22 protein-coding genes and 1 pseudogene are annotated in these 21,090 nt (G+C 68.9%); 13 read left to right on the top strand and 10 right to left on the bottom strand.

Features of this window, described 5'->3' with window-relative positions; genetic code table 11:
- Positions 1-146: 146 nt before the first annotated feature.
- Complete coding sequence (locus AMK22_RS32125; protein WP_073790835.1) at positions 147-464, bottom strand: cupin domain-containing protein; 318 nt, start codon at positions 462-464, stop codon at positions 147-149.
- A 69-nt stretch (positions 465-533) separates the two neighbouring features.
- Here AMK22_RS32125 and AMK22_RS32120 point away from each other — a divergent pair, with 69 nt between their 5' ends.
- From AMK22_RS32120 to AMK22_RS32105, 4 genes are all read left to right on the top strand, one after another.
- Positions 534-911 carry a phage holin family protein gene (locus AMK22_RS32120; protein ID WP_073790833.1) on the top strand — a complete coding sequence of 126 codons (378 nt, stop codon included), beginning with the start codon at positions 534-536 and terminating at the stop codon, positions 909-911.
- A 77-nt stretch (positions 912-988) separates the two neighbouring features.
- On the top strand, positions 989-2,119 hold the full coding sequence (locus tag AMK22_RS32115; protein WP_073790831.1) for a cystathionine gamma-lyase: 1,131 nt from the start codon (positions 989-991) through the stop codon (positions 2,117-2,119).
- Between the two features lie 185 nt (positions 2,120-2,304).
- Positions 2,305-3,201, top strand: coding sequence for a LysR family transcriptional regulator (locus tag AMK22_RS32110; protein ID WP_073790829.1), 897 nt, complete (start codon positions 2,305-2,307; stop codon positions 3,199-3,201).
- 63 nt (positions 3,202-3,264) lie between these two features.
- The gene (locus AMK22_RS32105) at positions 3,265-3,744 is read left to right on the top strand and encodes an NUDIX domain-containing protein (RefSeq protein ID WP_073790827.1); all 480 of its coding nucleotides are present in this window, start codon (positions 3,265-3,267) and stop codon (positions 3,742-3,744) included.
- A gap of 191 nt (positions 3,745-3,935) precedes the next feature.
- Here AMK22_RS32105 and AMK22_RS32100 read toward each other — a convergent pair whose 3' ends face one another.
- Positions 3,936-5,117 (bottom strand): FAD-binding oxidoreductase, encoded by a 1,182-nt coding sequence (locus AMK22_RS32100; RefSeq protein WP_073790825.1) that lies wholly within the window; start codon positions 5,115-5,117, stop codon positions 3,936-3,938.
- Positions 5,118-5,574: 457 nt separating this feature from the next.
- On the opposite strand from AMK22_RS32100, the gene AMK22_RS32095 reads away from it, so the two are divergent.
- Positions 5,575-6,144, top strand: coding sequence for a DUF2269 domain-containing protein (locus AMK22_RS32095; RefSeq protein ID WP_073790823.1), 570 nt, complete (start codon positions 5,575-5,577; stop codon positions 6,142-6,144).
- A gap of 5 nt (positions 6,145-6,149) precedes the next feature.
- Positions 6,150-7,022 carry a GNAT family N-acetyltransferase gene (locus tag AMK22_RS32090; RefSeq protein ID WP_073790821.1) on the top strand — a complete coding sequence of 291 codons (873 nt, stop codon included), beginning with the start codon at positions 6,150-6,152 and terminating at the stop codon, positions 7,020-7,022.
- A gap of 184 nt (positions 7,023-7,206) precedes the next feature.
- Here the strand turns inward: AMK22_RS32090 and AMK22_RS37805 are convergent.
- Positions 7,207-7,939: pseudogene (locus AMK22_RS37805) on the bottom strand (MFS transporter); the annotation flags it as partial.
- Between the two features lie 122 nt (positions 7,940-8,061).
- Between AMK22_RS37805 and AMK22_RS32075 the strand changes: the two are divergent.
- The gene (locus tag AMK22_RS32075) at positions 8,062-8,529 is read left to right on the top strand and encodes a MarR family winged helix-turn-helix transcriptional regulator (RefSeq protein ID WP_073790815.1); all 468 of its coding nucleotides are present in this window, start codon (positions 8,062-8,064) and stop codon (positions 8,527-8,529) included.
- A 174-nt stretch (positions 8,530-8,703) separates the two neighbouring features.
- The gene (locus AMK22_RS32070; protein WP_073790814.1) at positions 8,704-9,156 is read left to right on the top strand and encodes a GNAT family N-acetyltransferase; all 453 of its coding nucleotides are present in this window, start codon (positions 8,704-8,706) and stop codon (positions 9,154-9,156) included.
- Positions 9,157-9,448: 292 nt separating this feature from the next.
- Here the strand turns inward: AMK22_RS32070 and AMK22_RS32065 are convergent, their stop codons facing one another.
- Complete coding sequence (locus AMK22_RS32065) at positions 9,449-10,831, bottom strand: serine hydrolase domain-containing protein (protein ID WP_073790884.1); 1,383 nt, start codon at positions 10,829-10,831, stop codon at positions 9,449-9,451.
- A gap of 114 nt (positions 10,832-10,945) precedes the next feature.
- The gene (locus AMK22_RS32060; protein WP_073790812.1) at positions 10,946-11,530 is read right to left on the bottom strand and encodes a dihydrofolate reductase family protein; all 585 of its coding nucleotides are present in this window, start codon (positions 11,528-11,530) and stop codon (positions 10,946-10,948) included.
- Positions 11,531-11,655: 125 nt separating this feature from the next.
- Between AMK22_RS32060 and AMK22_RS32055 the strand changes: the two genes are divergently transcribed.
- Positions 11,656-12,285, top strand: a complete 630-nt coding sequence (locus tag AMK22_RS32055) for a TetR/AcrR family transcriptional regulator (protein ID WP_073790810.1) — start codon at positions 11,656-11,658, stop codon at positions 12,283-12,285.
- A gap of 360 nt (positions 12,286-12,645) precedes the next feature.
- Here AMK22_RS32055 and dnaB read toward each other — a convergent pair whose 3' ends face one another.
- Positions 12,646-14,118, bottom strand: coding sequence for a replicative DNA helicase (gene dnaB / locus AMK22_RS32050; protein WP_073790808.1), 1,473 nt, complete (start codon positions 14,116-14,118; stop codon positions 12,646-12,648).
- Between the two features lie 459 nt (positions 14,119-14,577).
- Here dnaB and AMK22_RS32045 point away from each other — a divergent pair, with 459 nt between their 5' ends.
- Positions 14,578-15,915 carry an MATE family efflux transporter gene (locus tag AMK22_RS32045; RefSeq protein ID WP_073790806.1) on the top strand — a complete coding sequence of 446 codons (1,338 nt, stop codon included), beginning with the start codon at positions 14,578-14,580 and terminating at the stop codon, positions 15,913-15,915.
- Positions 15,916-16,136: 221 nt separating this feature from the next.
- On the opposite strand, the gene rplI is transcribed toward AMK22_RS32045, so the two are convergent.
- The 4 genes from rplI to rpsF all read right to left on the bottom strand — a co-directional run bounded on the left by rplI (position 16,137) and on the right by rpsF (position 17,835).
- Positions 16,137-16,583, bottom strand: a complete 447-nt coding sequence (gene rplI, locus AMK22_RS32040) for a 50S ribosomal protein L9 (protein ID WP_073790804.1) — start codon at positions 16,581-16,583, stop codon at positions 16,137-16,139.
- Positions 16,584-16,601: 18 nt separating this feature from the next.
- Positions 16,602-16,838 (bottom strand): 30S ribosomal protein S18, encoded by a 237-nt coding sequence (gene rpsR, locus AMK22_RS32035; protein WP_003967857.1) that lies wholly within the window; start codon positions 16,836-16,838, stop codon positions 16,602-16,604.
- A gap of 42 nt (positions 16,839-16,880) precedes the next feature.
- Entirely contained in the window at positions 16,881-17,471 is a 591-nt protein-coding gene (locus tag AMK22_RS32030) for a single-stranded DNA-binding protein (RefSeq protein WP_073790802.1), read from the bottom strand.
- 73 nt (positions 17,472-17,544) lie between these two features.
- Entirely contained in the window at positions 17,545-17,835 is a 291-nt protein-coding gene (gene rpsF, locus AMK22_RS32025) for a 30S ribosomal protein S6 (protein ID WP_015609864.1), read from the bottom strand.
- Positions 17,836-18,105: 270 nt separating this feature from the next.
- On the opposite strand from rpsF, the gene AMK22_RS32020 reads away from it, so the two are divergent.
- From AMK22_RS32020 to AMK22_RS32010, 3 genes are all read left to right on the top strand, one after another.
- The gene (locus tag AMK22_RS32020) at positions 18,106-18,420 is read left to right on the top strand and encodes a hypothetical protein (RefSeq protein ID WP_073790800.1); all 315 of its coding nucleotides are present in this window, start codon (positions 18,106-18,108) and stop codon (positions 18,418-18,420) included.
- A gap of 292 nt (positions 18,421-18,712) precedes the next feature.
- Positions 18,713-19,831, top strand: a complete 1,119-nt coding sequence (locus AMK22_RS32015; RefSeq protein WP_073790798.1) for a lipid II:glycine glycyltransferase FemX — start codon at positions 18,713-18,715, stop codon at positions 19,829-19,831.
- Positions 19,832-20,004: 173 nt separating this feature from the next.
- Positions 20,005-21,036 (top strand): alanine racemase, encoded by a 1,032-nt coding sequence (locus AMK22_RS32010; protein WP_073790796.1) that lies wholly within the window; start codon positions 20,005-20,007, stop codon positions 21,034-21,036.
- Positions 21,037-21,090 lie beyond the last annotated feature (54 nt).

Below are 21,090 nucleotides of genomic sequence, written 5' to 3'. Positions count from 1 at the left end.
TGCGTCCCTGCTCCGACACTCCCGATGCTAGAGGCGCGAAGGCACCGGAGGGGCATTCCGCACCCCTTGCCGTCCCCTGATCGACCCCCTAGGGATCCCTGACACCGGAACCCGTTCCTCCGGATGAGCGCCGCCGGACGGGGCGCTCAGCTCTCCGGCGGGGAGAAGACGACCATGACCCGCAGGTCCTCGGTGATGTGGTGGAACTTGTGAGGGACTCCGGCCGGCACGTACACCACACTTCCCCGGCCGACCTGTGTGGTCTCCGTGCCGACCGTGATCGAGCCGCGCCCGCTGACGACGAAGTAGACCTCGTCCTCCCGGTGCGGCTGCTGCGGGTCGATCTCACCCGCGTTCAGCGCGTACAGGCCGACGGACATGTTCCGTTCCTTCAGGAACTGCAGATAGGCGCCATTGTTGGCGGCCCGTTCCGCTTCCAGTTCGTCCAGTCTGAAAGCCTTCATTACCGTCCGCCCTTTGCTTCCCGATCCTGCCGGTGTCCACCACCGACCGTGTCTGCCACGATCAGACACATGAAGAATTTCGTAGTCAAGACGATCGCCAACGCGGGTGCGCTGGCCGTGGCCATCTGGCTGCTGGACAACATCACGCTGGAGGGCGGCAGCACCGGGCGCAAGGCGCTCACGCTGGTCCTGGTCGCCCTGATCTTCGGCCTGGTGAACTCCGTGGTGAAGCCGGTCGTACAACTGGTGACCCTGCCGCTCTTCTTCCTCACGCTGGGTCTGTTCACCCTGGTGGTCAATGCGCTCATGCTGCTGCTGACCTCCTGGCTGGCCGGTGTGTTCGACCTGAGCTTCCACGTCAGCGGCTTCTGGACCGCCGTGCTCGGCGGCCTGATCATCTCGATCGTGTCGTGGGCGCTGAACGTGGTACTGCCGGACGAAGACTGATCCGGCAACCGCCGGAAACGGTCTGCAACGGTGGGGGTGGACCGGCGACCGGCCCAGGAAGAGCGACGAGGAGCGGCATGGACACCATGGGTGACGGAACCAGGGCGGTGCGGGCCGGGCTGCCCGAACCCGAACAGTACGAGCCCACCCTGCCCGGGCCGGTCCTCGCCGCGCACTTCCATCTCTCCGGGGACCCCACCGGCCCGTACACCTACGGACGGGACACCAATCCGACCTGGACCCACCTGGAGCGCGCCATCGGCGAGCTGGAGGCTCCGGGGGAACCGGTCGAGACCGTCGTCTTCGCTTCCGGCATGGCGGCGATCTCGGCCGTGCTGCTGTCCCGGGCCCGTACCGGCGACGTGGTCGTGCTGCCCGACGACGGATACCAGTTGCTGCCGCTGGTGCGTGAGCAGCTGGAGGCGTACGGCGTCGAGGTGCGGACCGCGCCGACCGGCGGCGACGCCCAGCTCGCGGCCCTTCGCGGCGCCGCGCTGCTGTGGATCGAGACACCGTCCAACCCGGGGCTCGATGTCTGCGACGTGCGCCGACTCGTCGAGGCCGCGCACGCGGCGGGCACGCTGGTGGCCGTCGACAACACCCTCGCCACACCGCTCGGCCAGCGCCCGCTGGAGCTGGGGGCGGACTTCTCAGTGGCCAGCGACACCAAGGGCATGACCGGCCACGGGGACGTCCTGCTCGGTCATGTGACCTGCCGCGACCCCGGGCTGGCGGCGGGGCTGCGGCGCTGGCGCAAAGTAGTCGGCGCGATCCCGGGCCCGATGGAGGCATGGCTCGCGCACCGTTCCCTCGCCACGCTGGAGCTGCGCATCGACCGCCAGTGCGCCAATGCCCTGGCCCTGGCCGAGGCGTTGGCCGGGCGCCGGGGGGTGACCGGGCTGCGCCATCCCGGCCTTCCGGGAGACCCCTCGTACCCGGTCGCCGTTCGGCAGATGCGGCGCTTCGGTTCCGTGGTGTCGTTCGTGCTGCCCGACCGGGAACGGGCCGAGCGCTTCCTGGCCGAGCTGCGCCTGGCCGACGACGCCACGAGTTTCGGCGGTGTGCGCTCCACCGCCGAGCGGCGGGCGCGCTGGGGCGGCGACGCCGTACCGGAAGGCTTCATCCGTTTCTCTGTCGGCGCCGAGAACGCGAAGGACCTGGTGGGCGACGTGGAGCGGGCGCTGGACGTGGCGCTGGGCGTGGACTGATCGTCACGGACGGCCCGAGCCTCCCCCCTCGTGGCTCGGACCGCCCCGGTTCCTCATGTGAAGAACCGCCTGCACAAGGCTAATTGACCCTCCGTCAGTGTCCAATCACCGAAGCGACACCGACCTATCGACATATTTATAGTTGTACGGGTCCGAAGTGTCGCGACGGTGAGAGGGGACAGGACATGGACCTGTCCCTGCTGCGTACGTTCATCACGGTGCACCGGGCCGGTTCCTTCACCAGGGCTGCCGCGCTGCTCGGCCTCTCCCAGCCTGCGGTGACCTCCCAGATACGCACCTTGGAACGCCAGCTGGGCCGACCGCTCTTCCTCCGGGGGGCCCGGGGTGTGACGCCGACCACCGTCGGCGACGAACTCGCGCACCGGGCGGCGCCCCATCTGGACGCGCTGGTCGAGATAGCCGAGACCGAGCTGGACGAGGAGTCGGCCGTACGGACCCTGCATCTGGCCGGCCCGCCCGAGTTCACGTCGGCGCGCGCCCTGCCCGCGCTCGCACCGCTCGTCGCCCAGGGACTGACCCTGCGCAGTTCGTTCTTCACCACCGCCGAGGAGACCCTGGAGGGACTGGCCGCCGGGCACCACGATCTCGTCGTCACGACGTCCCGCCCCCGCGGTGGGCTGCTCACGGCGACTCCGCTCTGCGACGAGGAACACGTGCTGGTCGCAGCACCACGTTGGGCCGCGCGCCTGGGGCCGGGGGCCTTGCGGCACGACGGCCCCGTGGTGCTGGAGCGGCTGCCGGTCGTGGAGGTGCACGAAAGCCTGCCGTTCGTCTCCCGCTACTGGTCCGCCGTGTTCGACGCCCTGCCCGCCACTGCGGGAACCGTCATCGCCCCGGATCTGCGGGCCGTCCTGGAGTGCGCGGCGGCGGGTGCCGGTCTCGCCGTGCTGCCGCGCTATCTGTGCGAAGGGGCGCTGGCACGCGGGGAGGTCGTCGCGCTCCTCGATCCTCCGGTGCCCCCACTGCGCACCTACTTCCTGGCCGTGCGGACCGGCACGCTCGCGCTGCCGCACATCGCGCGGGCGCACGAGTGGCTGCTGGGTGCCGCGGCCGACTGGTGAGCGCGGGACGGCCTGGCGCCGTCCAGGTGTTTCAGAACCGGTTCAGTGGGCCACGCTCTTGCCATGACCGAACGTCCCGTGGTCAAGCGCACCGCACGCGCCATTCTGCTCGACGGTAACGACCTCGTCCTCATCAAGCGGACCAAGCCCGGGATGGACCCGTACTGGCTCACACCCGGTGGCGGGGTCGAACCCGAGGACGCGACCGTCGTCGACGCCCTGCACCGTGAACTGGACGAGGAACTGGGCGCCAAGATCACCGATGTGGTCCCCTGCTTCGTCGACACCGTCGAGCACATCGAGGGCGGCGGGGTGAAGGGCGTCAAGGTCCAGCACTTCTTCGTCTGCCGACTGGAGTCGATGGACCCGTCCCGGCGCCACGGTCCCGAGATCGACGCTCCCTGCGGGGAGTACGAGATCGTCCGGGTGCCCTTCAGCCGGATGGGCATCGCGGCCGTTCATCTCGTACCGCTGTCACTGCGGCACTACCTGGACGGCAACATCGAGGGGGTGCGGGCGATGCACGCGCCCGACCTGGGCTGATACGCCGACCGGGAGCAGGCGGGGCCGGGGTGGCGGGCCGCGGCGCCGACCGGGCATCTCGCCCCGCGGCCCCGTGCCGCACCTCATGGATGCGCGCCATGGACCGGCGCCGTACACCGGCAGGGCATGCCGAGTCCGTCGGGGCACGCTGTGTACGCCGGGGGCGCGCCTTGCCCGTCGTCGGTCGTTCATCAGCTGGGGACGACGGCGGCCAGTTCCTCGACGGAGTCGTGCCGGATGCGTTCGGCCGGGATGCCGATGCCTCTGAGCGCGTCCACGCTGCTGCGGATCATGCCCGGCGGCCCCGAGAGATAGGCGTCGTACTCGTGCCACGGGCCGCATTCACGCACGGCCTCCGACAGCAGCCCGCGCAGACCGCCCTCCCGCTCCGGTCGGCCCATGGAGATCACCGGCCGCACCACGAGCCAGGGAAAGGTCTTCTGGAGGCGCGTCATCGTCTCGATGTCGTACAGGTCGCGATCGCTGCGGGCCCCGTAGAAGACCTCCACGGGGCGCCGGTCGCCGTGTTGCGCGACGTCCTCGACGAGTGCCTTGATCGGCGCGATGCCCGTGCCGCCGCCCAGGCAGAGCAGGCCGTTGTGGGTGGAGTGGTCGATCGTCATCGAGCCGCTGGGCGGGCCGAGCCGCACGATGTCGCCGGGGCGGGCCCGGTGCACCAGGGCGTTGGAGACCCACCCGGCCGGGACCGCCTTGATGTGGAAGGTGAGCAGACCGTCGCGGCGGGGCGCCGACGCGAAGGAGTAGTGCCGCCAGACCCGGGGCCACCAGGGCGTCTCCATGGCCGCGTACTGACCGGCGACGAAAGGGTAGACCTGATCGGGGCGGATGGTGAGAACCGCTATGTCGCGCGTTCTCGGCTCGTGCGAGACGACCTCCGCGTGCCACCAGGCCGGAGCCCACTGCTCGTCCTCGGCGGCGGCATCGATCATGATCTGCGATATCGCGGTGTAGGCACGGACCCAGGCCGCCTCGACCTCCGCGTCCCACACGGTGGTCGCATAGCGGCTCAGTGCTCCGAGAAGGGCCTCGCCCACTGCGGGATAGTGGCCGGCCAGTGTGCCGTACTTGCGGTGCCCCCGGCCCAGTTCGCCGAGGTACTCGGTCAGCGCTCGGGGGGAGTCGAACCGGTCGGCCGCGCCGAGGATCGCGCGGAACAGGCGATCGCGCTGCATGTCCATCGCGACCGGGAACATGGCGCGCAGGTCGGGGCGCCGGGTGAAGAGCAGGGCGTAAAAGTACGAGGTCGCCTGGTCGGCGACGGGCGAAATCTCGGTCAGCGTGCGGTGGATCAGAATCGCGTCGGGAGATCTGTCCGTCCCGCCTTCGGTCCATCTGGTGGCCGGAGCATCCATACTGTGCCTCGCCTTGAACGTCTTCTGGTCGCCTCGTACCCGGACGTCCGCGGTCGCTGCCCGTGGACGTGGTCGGGCCCCTGTTTGTGGTCGACGGCCGGTTCACTGCCGACGGTTTTCCGCCGGTTCGCCATGCCATGAACGCGGACCGCCGTGAGCGCGGACCGGACACGTGGTGGAGGGTCTACGTGTCCGGATCAGCTTTCCCGTTACGCTCCTTTGCCCCCTGTGCGGGCCGTGAACCCATCACGGCCGTTCGTATCCTCGGCCACGCCGGGCAGCGCTCCGTCCGGCCACGTCGAGATTCAGCACCAGCCTCACCCGTAGGCGACCGAGAGCGCGCACTGCCGCACCGAACCGGACCGGGAAGTGGCACGTGTCATACGCCGAGGCTAGTACGTGCGGTTACTCCCGCCGTCGGACGCCCGGCCTGCCTGTTCCCGGCACCGTGTTTCACGTGAAACCACTCAAGCGCACCGCCCGCCGCAGGCTCCTCGTCGCCCATGTCGCCGTGTCCGTGAGCTGGCTGGGGCTGACCGTCGGACTGCTGGCACTCGGAATCGCGGCCTTCCGCACCGACGACCCGGAAACCGCCCGGGCGGCAGCACGGGCCATGAAGATCTTCGGGGACTGGCTGATCATCCCGTTCGCGATGTTCTCCCTGCTCAGCGGCCTCGCCCTGTCGCTCGGTACGCCCTGGGGGCTGGCCCGGCACCGATGGGTCTGGACGAAGTTCTGGCTCACCCTGGTCGCCGCGGCACTGTCGGTCTTCGCATTGCGTCCCGCCATCGACGAAGCGGCAGCCCGCGGCTCCGTCGGCTTCGACCTGGTCGTCGCCCCTTCGTTGGCGACGGCCACCTATCTGTTCGTCACGGCGATATCGGTACTGAAGCCCTGGGGGACGACTCGGCGCGGCCAGCGGCTGCACCGCGCGGCCCGCACAGGTAAAGGAACGGTGGGTACAGGCAAAGGAGTGGCCGGTGCAGGTAAAGGAGTGGACGCGATGTCCTCCCGTCGGACAGCCTGACCCTCATGCCCAACCCGCTGCCCCGCCCGCTTGCCGAACTGCGCATCCGGCGTCTCACCCCGGGCGACCTGGTCGCCTGCGCCGATCTCTGCGAGGACCGCGGTTGGCCGCGCGACGAGCATCGATGGGGCCTGCTCCTGGCCGCGGGGACGGGCTACGGCATCGACGACCCCGAGGGGGGCGGAGGGCTGATCGCCACGTGCGTGGTGACCTCCTACGGCCCGCGACTGGCTGCCATCGGCATGCTCCTCGTCGCTGGAAGCCATGCGCGTCAGGGGCTCGGACAGCGCCTGATGCGCCATGTGATCGACGGGACGGACGGCGCCTCCCTCATCCTGTACGCGACATCCGAGGGACGGCCGCTCTACGAGCAACTCGGCTTCAAGGCAGTGGGCCGCACCGAACGGGTCACCGGCCCGTTCCGGCGGACGGACGACGGCGGGTGTGCCGTGGACATCCGTCCGGCCACGGCCGACGACCTGCGCGCCCTCGTCCGGCTCGACACGGACGTCTTCGGCAGCGACCGGACTCACGTCCTCGCCCGGCTGCCCGCTTACGCCGATCACCTGCGGGTCGCGGAGGACGATGGTGAACTCGTCGGCTACGCGGCGTCCTGGCCGAGCGCCGGCACCCAGGTCATCGGTCCACTGATCGCCCCCGACAGCCTCACGGCCCGGGCGCTGGTCGCCTCCCTCGCGGAGGTGACGGACCTGCCGTTGCGCGCGGACCTCGACGCGCGCCACACAGAACTGCTCTCCGGGCTCAAGGAGTGCGGTCTGCGAGCGGTCTCCGAGACCACGGTGATGACCTGCGGCATCCCGGACCTGCCGGGCGACTGGACCCGCCGCTATGCCCCGTTGACCGTGGCGATGGGCTGACTCCTCCGGTCCACCCGAGCCCCCTGTCCGGCCCCTGCCGCCTCCCCCGCGATCTCCTGCTGCCGCCTCGGGCCGGAGCGTCGGCTTCTCCGGCTTCCCACTGTGCCTCCGGGACGGAAAGGGTCGGGGCGCGCCATGCGAGCAGGCGTGATGCGGAGTGGGCCGGGGAACCGGACGGTCGGGCTCAACGCCGGACGACGGAGGCCATGACGGACTCGGGGCTGTGGCGGGCGACCAGTCGCCCCCGGCCGGCCCGACGGCGCTCCAGTGCGCCGGAGATCAGTGCCAGGACCGGAGCGGAGGCGGCCGGCGCGGCACCGACCCAGTCGGGAGCGGTGTAGCCGAGGCCGGCCGCGATGACGAGACCTCCGAGCCAGGCCGACAGCGCGTTGCCGAGGTTGAAGGCGCCGATGTTGACGGCGGAGGTGAGGGTCGGCGCGGCGGACGCCTGGTCGAGCACCCGTGTCTGCAGCGGAGGAACGGTGGCGAAACCCACGCCCCCCCGATCAGCACGATGGTGACGGCCGCCGCGAACTTGTCGTGCACGGCCACACCGAGAAGGCCGATGACACCGAGCGCAGCCGCGACGAAGAACGTGACCCGCCAACCGACGTTCTGTCTGATGAAAGTACCCATCGGCGCGCCCACCACATTGGCCGCGGTGAGGCCGGTGAACATCATGGAGATCGCCCCGGCCCTCTTCTGTGGGCGACCAGATCGGCCGCGACGACCGATCCGATGCCGAAGAAGGCACCGTGGGCGAGTGAGGCGATCACCCGGTCGGCGAGCATCACGCCGAAGGCCGGGGCGGTGGCGGATACGACGTTGCCCACGACGAAGAGCCCCATTAGCAGCATGAGCATGCGTTTGCGTGTGACCCGGGCACCGAGGACGGTCATCGGCGGAGCGCCCAGGACACCTGAAGATTGCACACGCCCTTATCGAGTGCATGCAATAATTGCCGCTATTAATTGCAAGCACGGGCTATTGTCGCTGCCGCCTATCCTGGACAGAGCGGCTCGAGACGGAGGAGAGACCCATGCCAGCGACCGACCCCGCACTGACCTCCCTTTCCCAGGGCTGGTGTGCGCTCTCCTTGCTCCACGGGAAGATCGAGGCCCGCATCGAACGGACGCTGCAGACCGAACACGGACTCAGCGTGCGGGAGTACTCCCTGCTCGACGTGCTGAGCCGACAGCACGACGGCCCCGGCGGCCATCTCCAGATGAAACAGGTCGCGGACGCCGTCGTGCTCAGCCAGAGCGCCACCACCCGCCTGGTCACCCGCCTTGAGGACCGCGGACTGCTGACGCGCTATCTCTGCGACACCGACCGGCGCGGCATCTACACCGATGTCACCGAGGCCGGTCTCGCTCTGCTGGCCGCGGCCCGGCCGACCAACGACTCCGCACTGCGCACTGCCTTGGACCAGGCCGCGAAGAACCCCGAACTGGCGCCGTTCGTCAACGTGGTCGAGCGGCTGAAGGCTCCGGCGCGAGTCTCCTGACTCACCGCACCGCCCGGACGGCCCCGACCGAGCCGGGCGGTGCGGTGTGGCCGTACGCGCATCGGCCGGGCGTACACGCACGGCCCAGGCGATTCTCCGCAGCAGCCAGGTGGTTCCTCTCACCGTCCGGGCACGTTCACGTCTCGGCCGAGTGATCTGCGTAGCCTGTCGGCCATGAGCGATCTGGACATACGCCCCGCCACCCCTGCCGACCTTCCCGCCATCGTGGCCATGCTCGCCGACGACCCGTTGGGCGCCCGACGCGAGTCGCCTGACGACATCGCCCCCTACCACGCGGCGTACCGGCGGCTGGCGGACGACCCGAACCAGCATCTGATGGTCGCCGTTCGCGAAAACCGCGTCGTCGGGACTCTGCAACTGACGGTGATCCCGGGACTCTCTCGGCGCGGCGCGACCCGCTCGGTCATCGAGGGCGTTCGCATCCACGTCGACGAGCGCGGAAGCGGACTGGGAAGCCGGATGATCGAGTGGGCCGTGGACGAATCCAGGCGCCTGGACTGCCAATTGGTCCAGTTGACGTCCGACGTGTCCCGGACCGACGCCCACCGCTTCTACGAGCGTCTCGGCTTCACCGCCAGCCATGTGGGCTTCAAGCTCGCACTCTGATCCACTGCCCGGTTCCCGGCCAAGAGCCTCTGCCCCGAAGCCCGGGCCGGGAACCTCTGCCCGGAACCGGCTCCCGAAGCGTCTGTCACGAACCAGCCCGAGAACTTCTCTGCACCGCGTCCGTGGCGAACGATGCCGGGGCGGGGCCTGCGGTCCGCGCATTTCGCCGTGCAGGGAACCCTCGCCCCTGGGCAGACCCCGATCCGTTTCACGTGAAACATGGTGACCGGACCGCACGAGTCGCACGGCAGTCGCACGAAGCCCGGCGATCGGATCGCTCGAAGCCTTGTTGTCAGGCGTCGAGGCCCCGCCAACCGCTCTCGTCCACACCGCCGGGAACCGCCGTCCCGGGATCGTACGGCTCCCGCGTGAAGACGAACGAACCCAGGTCGAGGTGGTTCACGCCGCCGTCGCCGTTCCGGACGACGCGCAGGATCTCTCCCGCGTAGTAGCTGTCACGGCCGATCCAAGTGCCGTCCGGTAGAGCGGTGAACCGGGCCCCGCGGCCGGCGCCTCGCAGCGGCTGGAGATCCAGCCCGCCGTCCGGCTCCAGGCGCAGGATGTGCGCCCGTACGCCCCAGTACCAGGGGCCGGTCAGCGCGAGAAGCTCCGGGTCCGCCTCCGGCAGGGGGCGCCAGGGCTCCGGGATGCGGGGTTCGGCCTCGGCGACGATCTCGACGAGGTCGGCGGCGACACCGCCGACCACCGGCCCCGACGTGACATTGGTCAGCACGACGGCGGTCACGTCGTCGTCCACGCTGAACCACAGGGCGGCGAGGAAGCCCGGCAGGGAGCCCGTGTGCCCGAAAAGCGTACGGCCGTTCCTTCGCTCGATCTGGAGACCCAGGCCGTATGCACCGTCCCAGTCGCCGGGCTGGGACGGTGCGGAGGGCTCACGCATCTGCTCCACGGAGGCGGCGCAGAGCACCCGGTCATCACCCTCGGCCAGGAAGGCCGCGAACCGGAGAAGATCCTCGGTCGTGGACCAGAGCTGGCCCGCCGGGGCCATCAGCCCGAGGTCCTCGGCCGGTTCGGGCAGCATGACGTCCGCCCAGGGGTGCACGGCCCATCCGCCCGCATGCGGCGCCCGGGGGTGGGCGCTGGTGCGGTGCATGCCCAGCGGCTCCAGGATCTCGCGCCGGAGCACCTCCTCCCAGCTCGCCCCGCGCATCTGCTCGACCAGCGAACCCAGCAGCGTGTAGCCGGGGTTCGAGTAGTGGTAGCGGTGGCCCGGGGGGTGCAGTTCCGTGCGCTCGCCGAGCACGTCGGCCAGTTCGGGACGCAGTGTGCCGGGAGTCCTCTCCCACCACGGCGCGGGTGACTCGGCGCCCAGCCCCGCGCTGTGGCCCAGGAGCTGGTGGATGGTGACCGTGCCGACGCCCGTACCGGGCAGATGCTTCTCCAGCGGATCGTCCAGGTCCAGCAGCCCCTCGTCCCGGAGCCGCAGAACCAGTACGGCGGTGAAGGTCTTGGTGATCGAACCGACCCTGAACTGCGTGTCCGTGTCGGGCGCGTGGCTGTCCAAGCAACTGCGGGATCCGTTCCAGACGGTTCGTCCCCGCCGCTGCACTGCGGCCACGAGCGAAGGGGTCCGTCCTTCCGACTGCGCGGTGGCGATGCGGTGCAGCAACGCGCGCTGTGTGCCGGGAAGCAGGTGTTCGAGTGAAGAGGTCATGCTCAACAACTACTCGCAGGAGCGCAGGACTGGCGAACTCATTTCGGCGCGACGGGAACTCCACCACAGCGGCCCTCCCCCGGCGGCCCGGCCGACGCTTCGATCCGCAGGACGTCAGCGCTTTCTGCTGTAGGTCCTGACCAGTGCGCCGTTGTCGAAGATGCGGACCGAATCCAAGGCGAACTCGGTGGCCGCGAAGGCCGAACGGAACATCGGTATGCCCGAGCCGTAGACGAGCGGATACGTCTTGATCACCAGCTCGTCGATCTCGTCGATCAGCTCTCCGGCAAGCTGCGAACCGCCGCAGAGCCAGATCCCGAGCCCGCTCTCCTCCGCCTTGAGTTCCCGGACCCTCGCGGCCACGTCGCTGGAGACGAGTTCGACGTTCGGGTCCGGGGACTGTTCCAGGGACCGCGAGGCGACGAGCTCGCGCAGGTGGGCATAGGGGCTGGTGATGTTGACGTCCAGCGCCATCTGATAGCTGGCCCGTCCCTGGACCACCGTGTCGAACCGCTGGTTCTCGGCGTCGTGGAAGCCGAGCAGTCGACGACCTTCGGCCGAGATCGTCTCCGGGTACCGCGTCTTCAGAAACTCCAGGAACTCCTCGTCCACGAACCGGAGCATGGACGACGCGTCGCCGCTCGGGTCCCCGATGAAACCGTCGATCGAACAAGCGACGAAGTAGGTCAGCTTCCGCACAGGTTCTCCGTTCCGTCGCGGCATACCGAAGCCGCAACCACTCCATCCAGAGTGCTTCATATGTAGTGGTTGTGCAACCTCTTTCCGTGAAAGGGTCTGAGTGAAAGACAAGGAAGGTGACACACGTGGCGAGGAATCCCGCACGTAGAACGGCACTGGTGGACGCGGCCATCGAAGTACTGGCGAGCGAGGGCGCGCGCGGCCTCACGTTCCGCGCCGTCGATGCGCGCGCCGGCGTTCCGGTGGGCACGGCATCGAACTACTTCACCAACCGTGACGACCTCTTCATGCAGGCGGCGGCCCGTATCACCGTCCGCGTGACACCGGATCCGGCCAGGGTCGAGGAGGCGATGCGCCCGGCGCCGTCGCGCGAACTGGTCACCGAGCTGATGCGATGGCTCGTACGGCGCATGGAGGACGACCGGACCGGCTACCTCGCCATGCTGGAACTCCGCCTCGAGGCCACCCGCCGCCCGGCGCTCCGTGACCGGCTGACACGGAGCGTCCGCACCGACGTCGACGAGAGCGCGCGGTTCCACCAGGAGGCCGGTCTGCCGGGCGGGCCGGACGACTTCATGGTGCTGTACCTGGCCATGACGGGCCTGTTGCTGGAGTACTTCACACTGCCCGACCTGCTCGTCGCGCCCGAAGCCGAAGCCGGCCTCGGGGCCGAACCCCGGCCCGGAAGCCGGGTCGAGGCCGTGGTGGACCGGTTGGTGGAGACGGTCGTCTCACGCGTCATCCCCGAGTCCTGAGGACGCCTGGACGAATCGGACGGGACACGGGCGCGGGACGCCCGCTCGACCAGTGACGGGCCGGACCAGTCGTGCCCGCATCGGGATCCACGACGGCGGGGCATCGACCATCGAGCGATCCCGGACAAAACCGGCATCGCGCGGACTGTGCCATGCCGTCAGATGCCGGGGCTCGGTCGGCGCGGGTTCGAAACTGCCGATGCCCAGGCAGACGACGGGCAGGCCGAACTCGTCGGTGTACATCCGCCCGAGCACCTCTACGGTCCGCCGGCCAGCAGCGGCACAGGGGTCTTCGGCGCCACCGACGACCTTCGTTCGTGAGGTTCGGGCACGGAATCCGAGAAGCCGCATCCGGACGGATCAGGTCTGAGCCATGTCCACGAACCGCGAGTAATGCCCCTGGAAGGCCACGGTGATCGTCGCCGTGGGCCCGTTGCGGTGCTTGGCCACGATCAGGTCGGCCTCGCCCGCGCGGGGGGACTCCTTCTCGTACGCGTCCTCGCGGTGGAGGAGGATCACCATGTCGGCGTCCTGCTCGATGGATCCCGATTCACGCAGGTCGGACACCATCGGCTTCTTGTCGGTGCGCTGTTCGGGACCTCGGTTGAGCTGCGAGAGCGCGATGACGGGGACCTGCAGCTCCTTCGCCAGCAGCTTGAGGTTACGAGACATGTCCGAGACCTCCTGCTGTCGGCTCTCGGCGCGTTTCGAACCACCGGACTGCATGAGCTGCAGGTAGTCGATGACCACGAGCTTGAGATCGTTGCGCTGTTTCAGACGACGGCACTTCGCGCGGATCTCCATCATCGAGAGGTTCGGGGAGTCGTCGATGTAGAGAGGGGCGGCCGACACGTCCGGCATCCGCCGCGCCAGCCGCGTCCAGTCGTCGTCGGTCATGGTGCCCGAACGCATGTGGTGCAGTGCCACCCTCGCTTCGGCCGAAAGCAGTCGCATCGCGATCTCATTGCGCCCCATTTCGAGCGAGAAGATCACACTCGGCATGTTGCTCTTGATCGAACAGGCCCGCGCGAAGTCCAGGGCCAGGGTCGACTTACCCATCGCGGGACGGGCGGCGATGACGATCATCTGCCCCGGGTGCAGGCCGTTCGTCAGGGCGTCGAGGTCGGTGAAGCCGGTCGGCACGCCGGTCATCTCGCCGCTGCGCGAACCGATCGCCTCGATCTCGTCGAGAGCGCCCTCCATGATATCGCCGAGCGGCAGGTAGTCCTCGCTGGTGCGCTGCTCCGTGACGGCGTAGATCTCGGCCTGGGCCGAATTCACGATGTCGTCGACGTCGCCGTCGGCCGCGTATCCCATCTGCGTGATCTTCGTACCGGCCTCCACGAGCCGCCGCAGAACGGCCCGCTCGTGGACGATCTCCGCGTAGTACGAGGCGTTGGCCGCGGTCGGCACGGACTGGACGAGCGTGTGCAGATACGGCGCTCCGCCCACCTTGGTGATCTCGCCGCGCTTGACCAGCTCGGCCGCCACGGTGATCGGGTCGGCCGGCTCGCCCTTGGCGTAGAGGTCCAGGATCGCCTGGTAGACGGTCTCGTGGGCGGGACGGTAGAAGTCGTGCCCCTTGATGATCTCCACGACGTCGGCGATGGCGTCCTTCGACAGCAGCATGCCGCCCAGCACCGACTGCTCGGCGTCGAGGTCCTGGGGCGGCACCCGCTCGAAGCCGGGAGAGCCCCCCTCCCAGCCGTCGTCGCCCATGCCGTCCTCACGCCGGTCGGCGCGGTCACGGCCCCCGCCGCGGCGCTGGCGGGATACGGGCAGACGGTCGCCGGGACCGGTGTCGGCCCAGTCCAAAGGCTCGGGAATGCTCACCGGGCCACCTCCTCCCGTCCGCTCCGCGGACCTCGCCGTGCCACTCTTTCTTACGGCACGGCACCGACAAACAAGACGCCCGACTCCGGTTCCGGCGCGTCGAGTTCTACAGGGCTTCAGGGCCGGAACAGGGTGCGGGCGCCGGACCACGGTAGGCCGCGCGGCACCGTCAGCCAATCTGGTTATCCACAGGGCATGTGGACGACAGACCAGATGCTGTGGAGAAGTCCGCTGAACCTGTGCACGGAGCAGGGGACAGCACTGTGGACAAATTCATAGCGACCCTCGCATCGACGCTCTGACCTGGACTTTTTCCATCCACCGGCTGTGGGAGAGAAAAACTTTTCCGCTCCGCACAAGATCACGTCCAACCTCACACGGAAGAACGCCGAGCCACGGCAAAGGTAAGGACCCTTTTCGGATTGCATCCATTACCTGTGGAAGATTAGATTGACCCCCATGACCCAGGCCCCGGCACCACCCACGACCAGCCGTCGACGACACGACCGCGAGATCATCTCTCTCGCTGTACCGGCCTTCGGCGCACTCGTCGCCGAACCGCTCTTCGTGATGGTCGACAGTGCCATCGTCGGGCATCTCGGCACGGCACAGCTGGCTGGTCTGGCCGTCGCGGCAGCCTTGCTGACCACCGCCGTCAGCATCTTCGTCTTCCTCGCGTACGCCACCACGGCCGCCGTGGCGCGCAGGGTCGGAGCGGGCGACCGGGCCTCCGCGATCCGACAGGGCATGGACGGCATCTGGCTGGCCCTCCTGCTCGGCATATGCGTCATCGGCGTCGCACTCCCCGCAGCGCCCTCGATCGTGGACGTCCTCGGAGCCTCCGATACCGCGGCCCCCTATGCCATCACCTATCTGCGGATCTCCAGCCTCGGCATCCCGGCCATGCTCGTGGTGATGGCCGCGACCGGCGTTCTGCGTGGCCTGCAGGACACCCGGACTCCGCTCTACGTCGCCATCGGCGGTTTCACGGCCAACGCGATCCTCAATGTGGGGCTCGTCTACGGGGCCGGGCTCGGCATCGCCGGGTCGGCCTGGGGAACGGTCATCGCGCAGGTGTCCATGGCCGCCGCCTATCTGGTCGTGGTGGTACGTGGGGCACGACGGTACGGCGCTTCGCTGCGCCCCGACGCTGCGGGAATCAGAGCCAGCGCCCAGGCGGGCGTGCCGCTCCTGGTCCGCACGCTGTCGCTCCGGGCCGTATTGATGATCGCCACAGCCGTCGCCGCACGCCTCGGCGACACCGAGATCGCCGCACACCAGGTCGTCCTTTCGCTCTGGAGCCTGACGGCTTTCGCGCTCGACGCCATCGCCATAGCGGGGCAGGCCATCATCGGTCGGTACCTGGGAGCCGGCGACTCCGAGGGCGCACGCCAAGCCTGCCGAAGGATGGTGCAGTGGGGCATCGCTTCCGGAATTGCGCTCGGAGTGCTGATCGTCCTCGCGCGACCGCTGTTCGTGCCCCTGTTCACCGGCGACCAGGCCGTCCAGGACACCTTGTTCCCGGCGCTGCTGGTGGTAGCTCTGTCTCAGCCGATTGCGGGTGTGGTCTTCGTTCTGGACGGCGTGCTGATGGGGGCTGGGGACGGCCCCTATCTCGCCTGGGCCATGATCGTCACGCTGGCCGTCTTCGCTCCGGCGGCCCTGCTGGTACCAGCGCTCGGCGGCGGCCTGACCGCGCTGTGGTGGGCGATGACGCTGATGATGGCCGTCCGCATGGCAACGCTCTGGCTGCGCACCCGGTCCGGCAAGTGGGTGGTGACGGGCGCCACGCGTTGAGCCACCATCGCCGCCATGTTTCACGTGAAACGTCGTGTTTCACGTGAAACGGTGCTGCACTGCGCACACCGGACTCCCTACACCGGCTTCAATCACCGGCTCACCGCACTGGACCCAGACGCGTCATGCGGGACTCGCCACGCACGACGTGAACCCGAGAACAGTGAAGGGCCGCACCCCAACGGGTACGGCCCTTCACTCTGCTCTGATGAGCGGTGCCCTTAGGCAGCGACAACCTCGATACCGAGCTGCGCGGCAACCTCGGGGTGCAGACGCACGGACACCTGGTGCCCGCCCAGCGTCTTGATCGGCGAACCGAGCTCGACGCGACGCTTGTCGACGTCGGGACCACCGGCAGCCTTGATCGCCGAGGCGATGTCGGCCGGGGTCACGGAGCCGAAGAGGCGGCCGGCATCGCCGGAGCGAACGGCCAGACGGACCTTCACGGCCTCCAGCTTCGCCTTGACCTCGTTGGCCTGCTCGATCGTGGCGATCTCGTGGATCTTGCGGGCGCGGCGGATCTGCGCCACGTCCTTCTCGCCACCCTTGGTCCAGCGGATGGCGAAGCCACGCGGGACCAGGTAGTTGCGGGCGTACCCGTCCTTGACGTCAACGACGTCACCGGCGGCGCCGAGGCCGGAGACCTCGTGGGTCAGGATGATCTTCATGAGTCGGTCACCCTTTCCTTATCGCGCGGTGGACGTGTAGGGCAGCAGTGCCATCTCACGGCTGTTCTTCACGGCCGTGGCGACGTCACGCTGGTGCTGCGTGCAGTTGCCGGTCACGCGGCGGGCACGGATCTTGCCACGGTCGGAAATGAACTTCCGCAGCATGTTCGTGTCCTTGTAGTCCACGTACTGGGTCTTGTCCTTGCAGAACGCGCAGACCTTCTTCTTAGGCTTGCGCACAGGCGGCTTCGCCATGATGTTTCTCCTGTGTGATCAAGAAGTGGGGGTCGAGCCGCCCTAGAAGGGAGGCTCGTCCGAGTAGCCGCCGCCGGAGCCGCCGGAGCCGCCGGAGCTTCCGCCCCAGCCGCCTCCGCCGCCCTGCTGGCCGCCGGACGGGCCGCTCGTGGCCCACGGGTCGTCGGCGGGAGCGCCGCCGCCACCCTGCTGGCCACCGCCACCGGGACCGCCGCCCCAGTTGCCGCCGCCCTGCTGGCCGCCGCCGTACCCACCCTGGCCACCGCGGCCGGTGGTCTTGGTGACCTTGGCCGTGGCGTTCTTGAGGCTGGGGCCGACTTCCTCGACGTCCAGCTCGTAGACCGTGCGCTTGATGCCCTCGCGGTCCTCGTACGACCGCTGCTTCAGCCGGCCCTGCACGACGACGCGCATGCCTCGCTGGAGCGACTCGGCGACGTTCTCCGCCGCCTGCCGCCAGACCGAGCAGGTGAGGAACAGGCCTTCGCCGTCCTTCCACTCGTTGGTCTGCCGGTCGAAGATGCGGGGAGTGGACGCGACACGGAACTTCGCGACCGCCGCACCGGACGGGGTGAAGCGCAGCTCGGGGTCGTCGACGAGATTGCCGACGACCGTGATGACGGTCTCGCCTGCCATGGGTGAACCTCTCGGCGGGATTGCTTCTGGCTGCTTGCTGCTACTCGAACCCGATGACCGCTGAGCGGAATGCTCAGTGGATCTCGGGACGGAGGACCTTGGTCCGGAGGACCGACTCGTTCAGGTTCATCTGGCGGTCGAGCTCCTTGACGACCGCAGGCTCGGCCTGCAGGTCGATGACCGAGTAGATGCCCTCGGGCTTCTTCTTGATCTCGTAAGCGAGACGACGACGGCCCCAGGTGTCGACCTTCTCGACCTTTCCGTTGCCCTCACGGACGACGGAGAGGAAGTTCTCGATCAGCGGGGAGACAGCGCGCTCCTCGAGATCGGGGTCGAGGATGACCATCACCTCGTAGTGACGCATGTGGAACCCACCTCCTTTGGACTCGGCGGCCACGGTCGTTCCGTGGCAGGAGGGTCGTGATGCGTGGCATCGGTGCCTCCGCGCGGGACGGCCGCCACGTCCTCCGTCGAACGGGGACTGACGTGCCTACCTGGGCAGACACCGGTGCAGACCGTACAGAGTACCCGCACACCGGCTTCCGGTTGAAATCCGTGGCTCAGGAGACGCAATCTGTACACATCGGGTGTGAGCGGTGCCACAACGCACCGCCTTTCGGCCAGGAGGTTCTCCATGGCACAGGCAATACGACCCCGTCCTCCCGTCTCCCTTCTCGCCACGGACGGCAGGCCCCATCCGCTCCAGGAGACCCTGGTGGCGGTGACCCTGGTCCTCGGTGCGCTCGCCTTCGTGACGGCGATGTTCCACAACCTGCATCTGATCAGCTCGTGGGCGGGACTCTTCGGGATCCTCACCGCCGCGTACGGGCAGTACATCTCGGTGACCACACGCGAGAGGTTCCCGCTGATCATCGGCCTGGGCGCATCCGCCATCGGATTCTTCCTGGGCATGGCACACGGCGGCCTCTTCGGCGGCGTGGTGGGCTGACCGCACCGAGGGCGCCACGGGACAGCGTCCACGACAGCACCGGAGCCGTCGTGGACGGCATGACGGAAACACACGCCGGGCGCACCACAGGTCCGGCACGAAGACACGGAACGCGGTATCAGGACCTGGCCGGTCCGTACCGGGCAAGGGGCTCGGACGAGCCCCACCCATCGGGTACGGACCGGCCAGGTCGCATGCGGCCAAACGGGGCGCTCCCCAGTCGCAGTAGGCTTTCGGCGCGAGAGCCGGAGCCCCTGACCGATGGGGACACACCTGCCGAGGAGCGCCCCGCATGAGCCTGACCCTGAGGACCATCAGCCGAGAGCAGCATCTGGCATACATCCAGAATCTGCCTGCTGCGAGTCACATGCAGGTCCCGGCGTGGGCAGAAGTGAAGTCCGAGTGGCGTTCGGAGAGCCTGGGCTGGTTCGACCGGGACGGACAGCTCGTCGGCGTCGGCCTGGTGCTCTACCGTCAGCTCCCCAAGATCAAGCGCTACCTCGCCTATCTGCCCGAGGGCCCGGTCATCAACTGGTACGCCCCGAACCTGGACGACTGGCTCCAGCCGATGCTGACGCACCTCAAGCAACAGGGCGCCTTCTCCGTGAAGATGGGCCCGCCGGTCGTCATCCGCCGCTGGGACGCGGCCGCCATCAAGGCGGGCATCCAGGACCCGGACGTGAAGCGGCTGCGCGACATCGAGGCCACCCACATCGAGCCGCGCGCCTTCGAAGTCGCCGACCGGCTGCGGAAGATGGGCTGGCAGCAGGGCGAGGACGGCGGCGCCGGGTTCGGCGACGTGCAGCCCCGCTACATCTTCCAGGTTCCCCTGGCGAACCGGTCCCTCGAAGACGTCCACAAGGGCTTCAACCAGCTGTGGCGACGCAACATCAAGAAGGCCGATAAGGCCGGCGTCGAGGTCGTCCAGGGCGGTTACGCGGAACTCGACGAGTGGCAGCGGCTGTACGAGATCACGGCGGAGCGCGACCGTTTCCGTCCTCGTCCGCTGAGCTATTTCCAGCGCATGTGGACGGTCCTCAACACCGAGGACCCCAACCGCATGCGGCTCTACTTCGCCCGGCACGAGGGCGAGAACGTCGCCGCCGCGACCATGCTGATCGTCGGCGGGCACGTCTGGTACTCCTACGGCGCGTCCGCCAACCACAAGCGGGAGGTCCGTCCCTCGAACGCGATGCAGTGGCGGATGCTGCGCGACGCGTACGCCATGGGGGCAACGGTCTACGACCTGCGCGGCATCTCCGACTCGCTGGACGAGACCGACCACCTCTTCGGTCTGATCCAGTTCAAGGTGGGCACCGGCGGTCAGGCCGCCGAGTACCTCGGTGAGTGGGACTTCCCGCTGAACAAGCTGCTCCACAAGGCTCTCGACATCTACATGTCGCGCCGCTGATCCGCGTCGTCCCGCTGACGGAACCGGCTTCATTCGTTTCAATGGGGACATCGCACCGGCACGAACCGCGTCGGCCCCTCCGACGGATCCAGAGAGTTCCGCGGCCGGCACGGCGACAACCCCCCGTACACCTCCGACACCCCCGCAGCCACCAGAAAGGTTCCGGACCGGCCATGGCGCTCTCCCTGTACGTCGACACCGCGCGCTGGCGGGCGCACCAGAAATCCGTCCTCGACCAGTTCCCCGGCATCGTCCCGGTCTGCAAGGGCAACGGGTACGGCTTCGGTCACGAGCGGCTCGCCGAGGAGGCCATCCGCTTCGGTTCCGACATGCTCGCCGTCGGCACCACCTACGAGGCTGCGCGCATCAAGGACTGGTTCAGCGGCGACCTGCTCGTCCTGACCCCGTTCCGCCGTGGCGAGGAGCCGGTGCCGCTGCCCGACCGGGTCGTCCGCTCCGTCTCCTCCGTGGACGGTGTGCACGCCCTGGTGGGCGCGCGGGTGGTCATCGAGTGCATGAGCTCGATGAAGCGCCACGGCGTCAAGGAGGAGGAACTCGGGCATCTGCACGCCGCGATCGAGGACGTACGCCTCGAAGGCTTCGCCCTGCATCTGCCGCTCGACCGCGCGGACGGCTCGGACGCGGTCGAGGAGGTCATCGCCTGGATGGACCGGCTGCGCGCGGCGCGGCTGCCGCTGCACACCATGTTCGTCAGTCATCTGCGCGCCGAGGAGCTGGGCCGGCTCCAGCAGCAGTTCCCGCAGACCCGCTTCCGCGCCCGCATCGGTACCCGGCTGTGGCTCGGCGACCACGAGGCGACGCAGTACCGGGGCGCCGTCCTGGACGTCACCCGCGTCGTCAAGGGCGACCGCTTCGGCTACCGCCAGCAGAAGGTCGCGTCGGACGGCTGGCTGGTGGTCGTCGCGGGCGGTACGTCGCACGGCGTGGGTCTGGAGGCCCCGAAGGCCCTGCACGGCGTGATGCCGCGGGCCAAGGGGGTCGCCCGCGCGGGCCTGGCCACGGTCAACCGCAACCTGTCCCCGTTCGTCTGGGCGGGCAAGCAGCGCTGGTTCGCCGAACCGCCGCACATGCAGGTGTCGATCCTGTTCGTACCCGCCGACGCCCAGGAGCCGAAGGTCGGCGACGAGCTGGTGGCCCACCTGCGCCACACGACCACCCAGTTCGACCGGCTCGTCGACCACTGACGTCCGGCCGAGGGCGACCGCCGACGTCCGACGGGGCCCTGCCCTCCGGCCGGT

The sequence above is a fragment of the Streptomyces sp. CB01580 genome (assembly GCF_001905795.1).
Taxonomy (GTDB): domain Bacteria; phylum Actinomycetota; class Actinomycetes; order Streptomycetales; family Streptomycetaceae; genus Streptomyces.
Note: the sequence above shows the minus strand (reverse complement) of the source record. Positions and strands in the feature narration are given on the sequence as shown.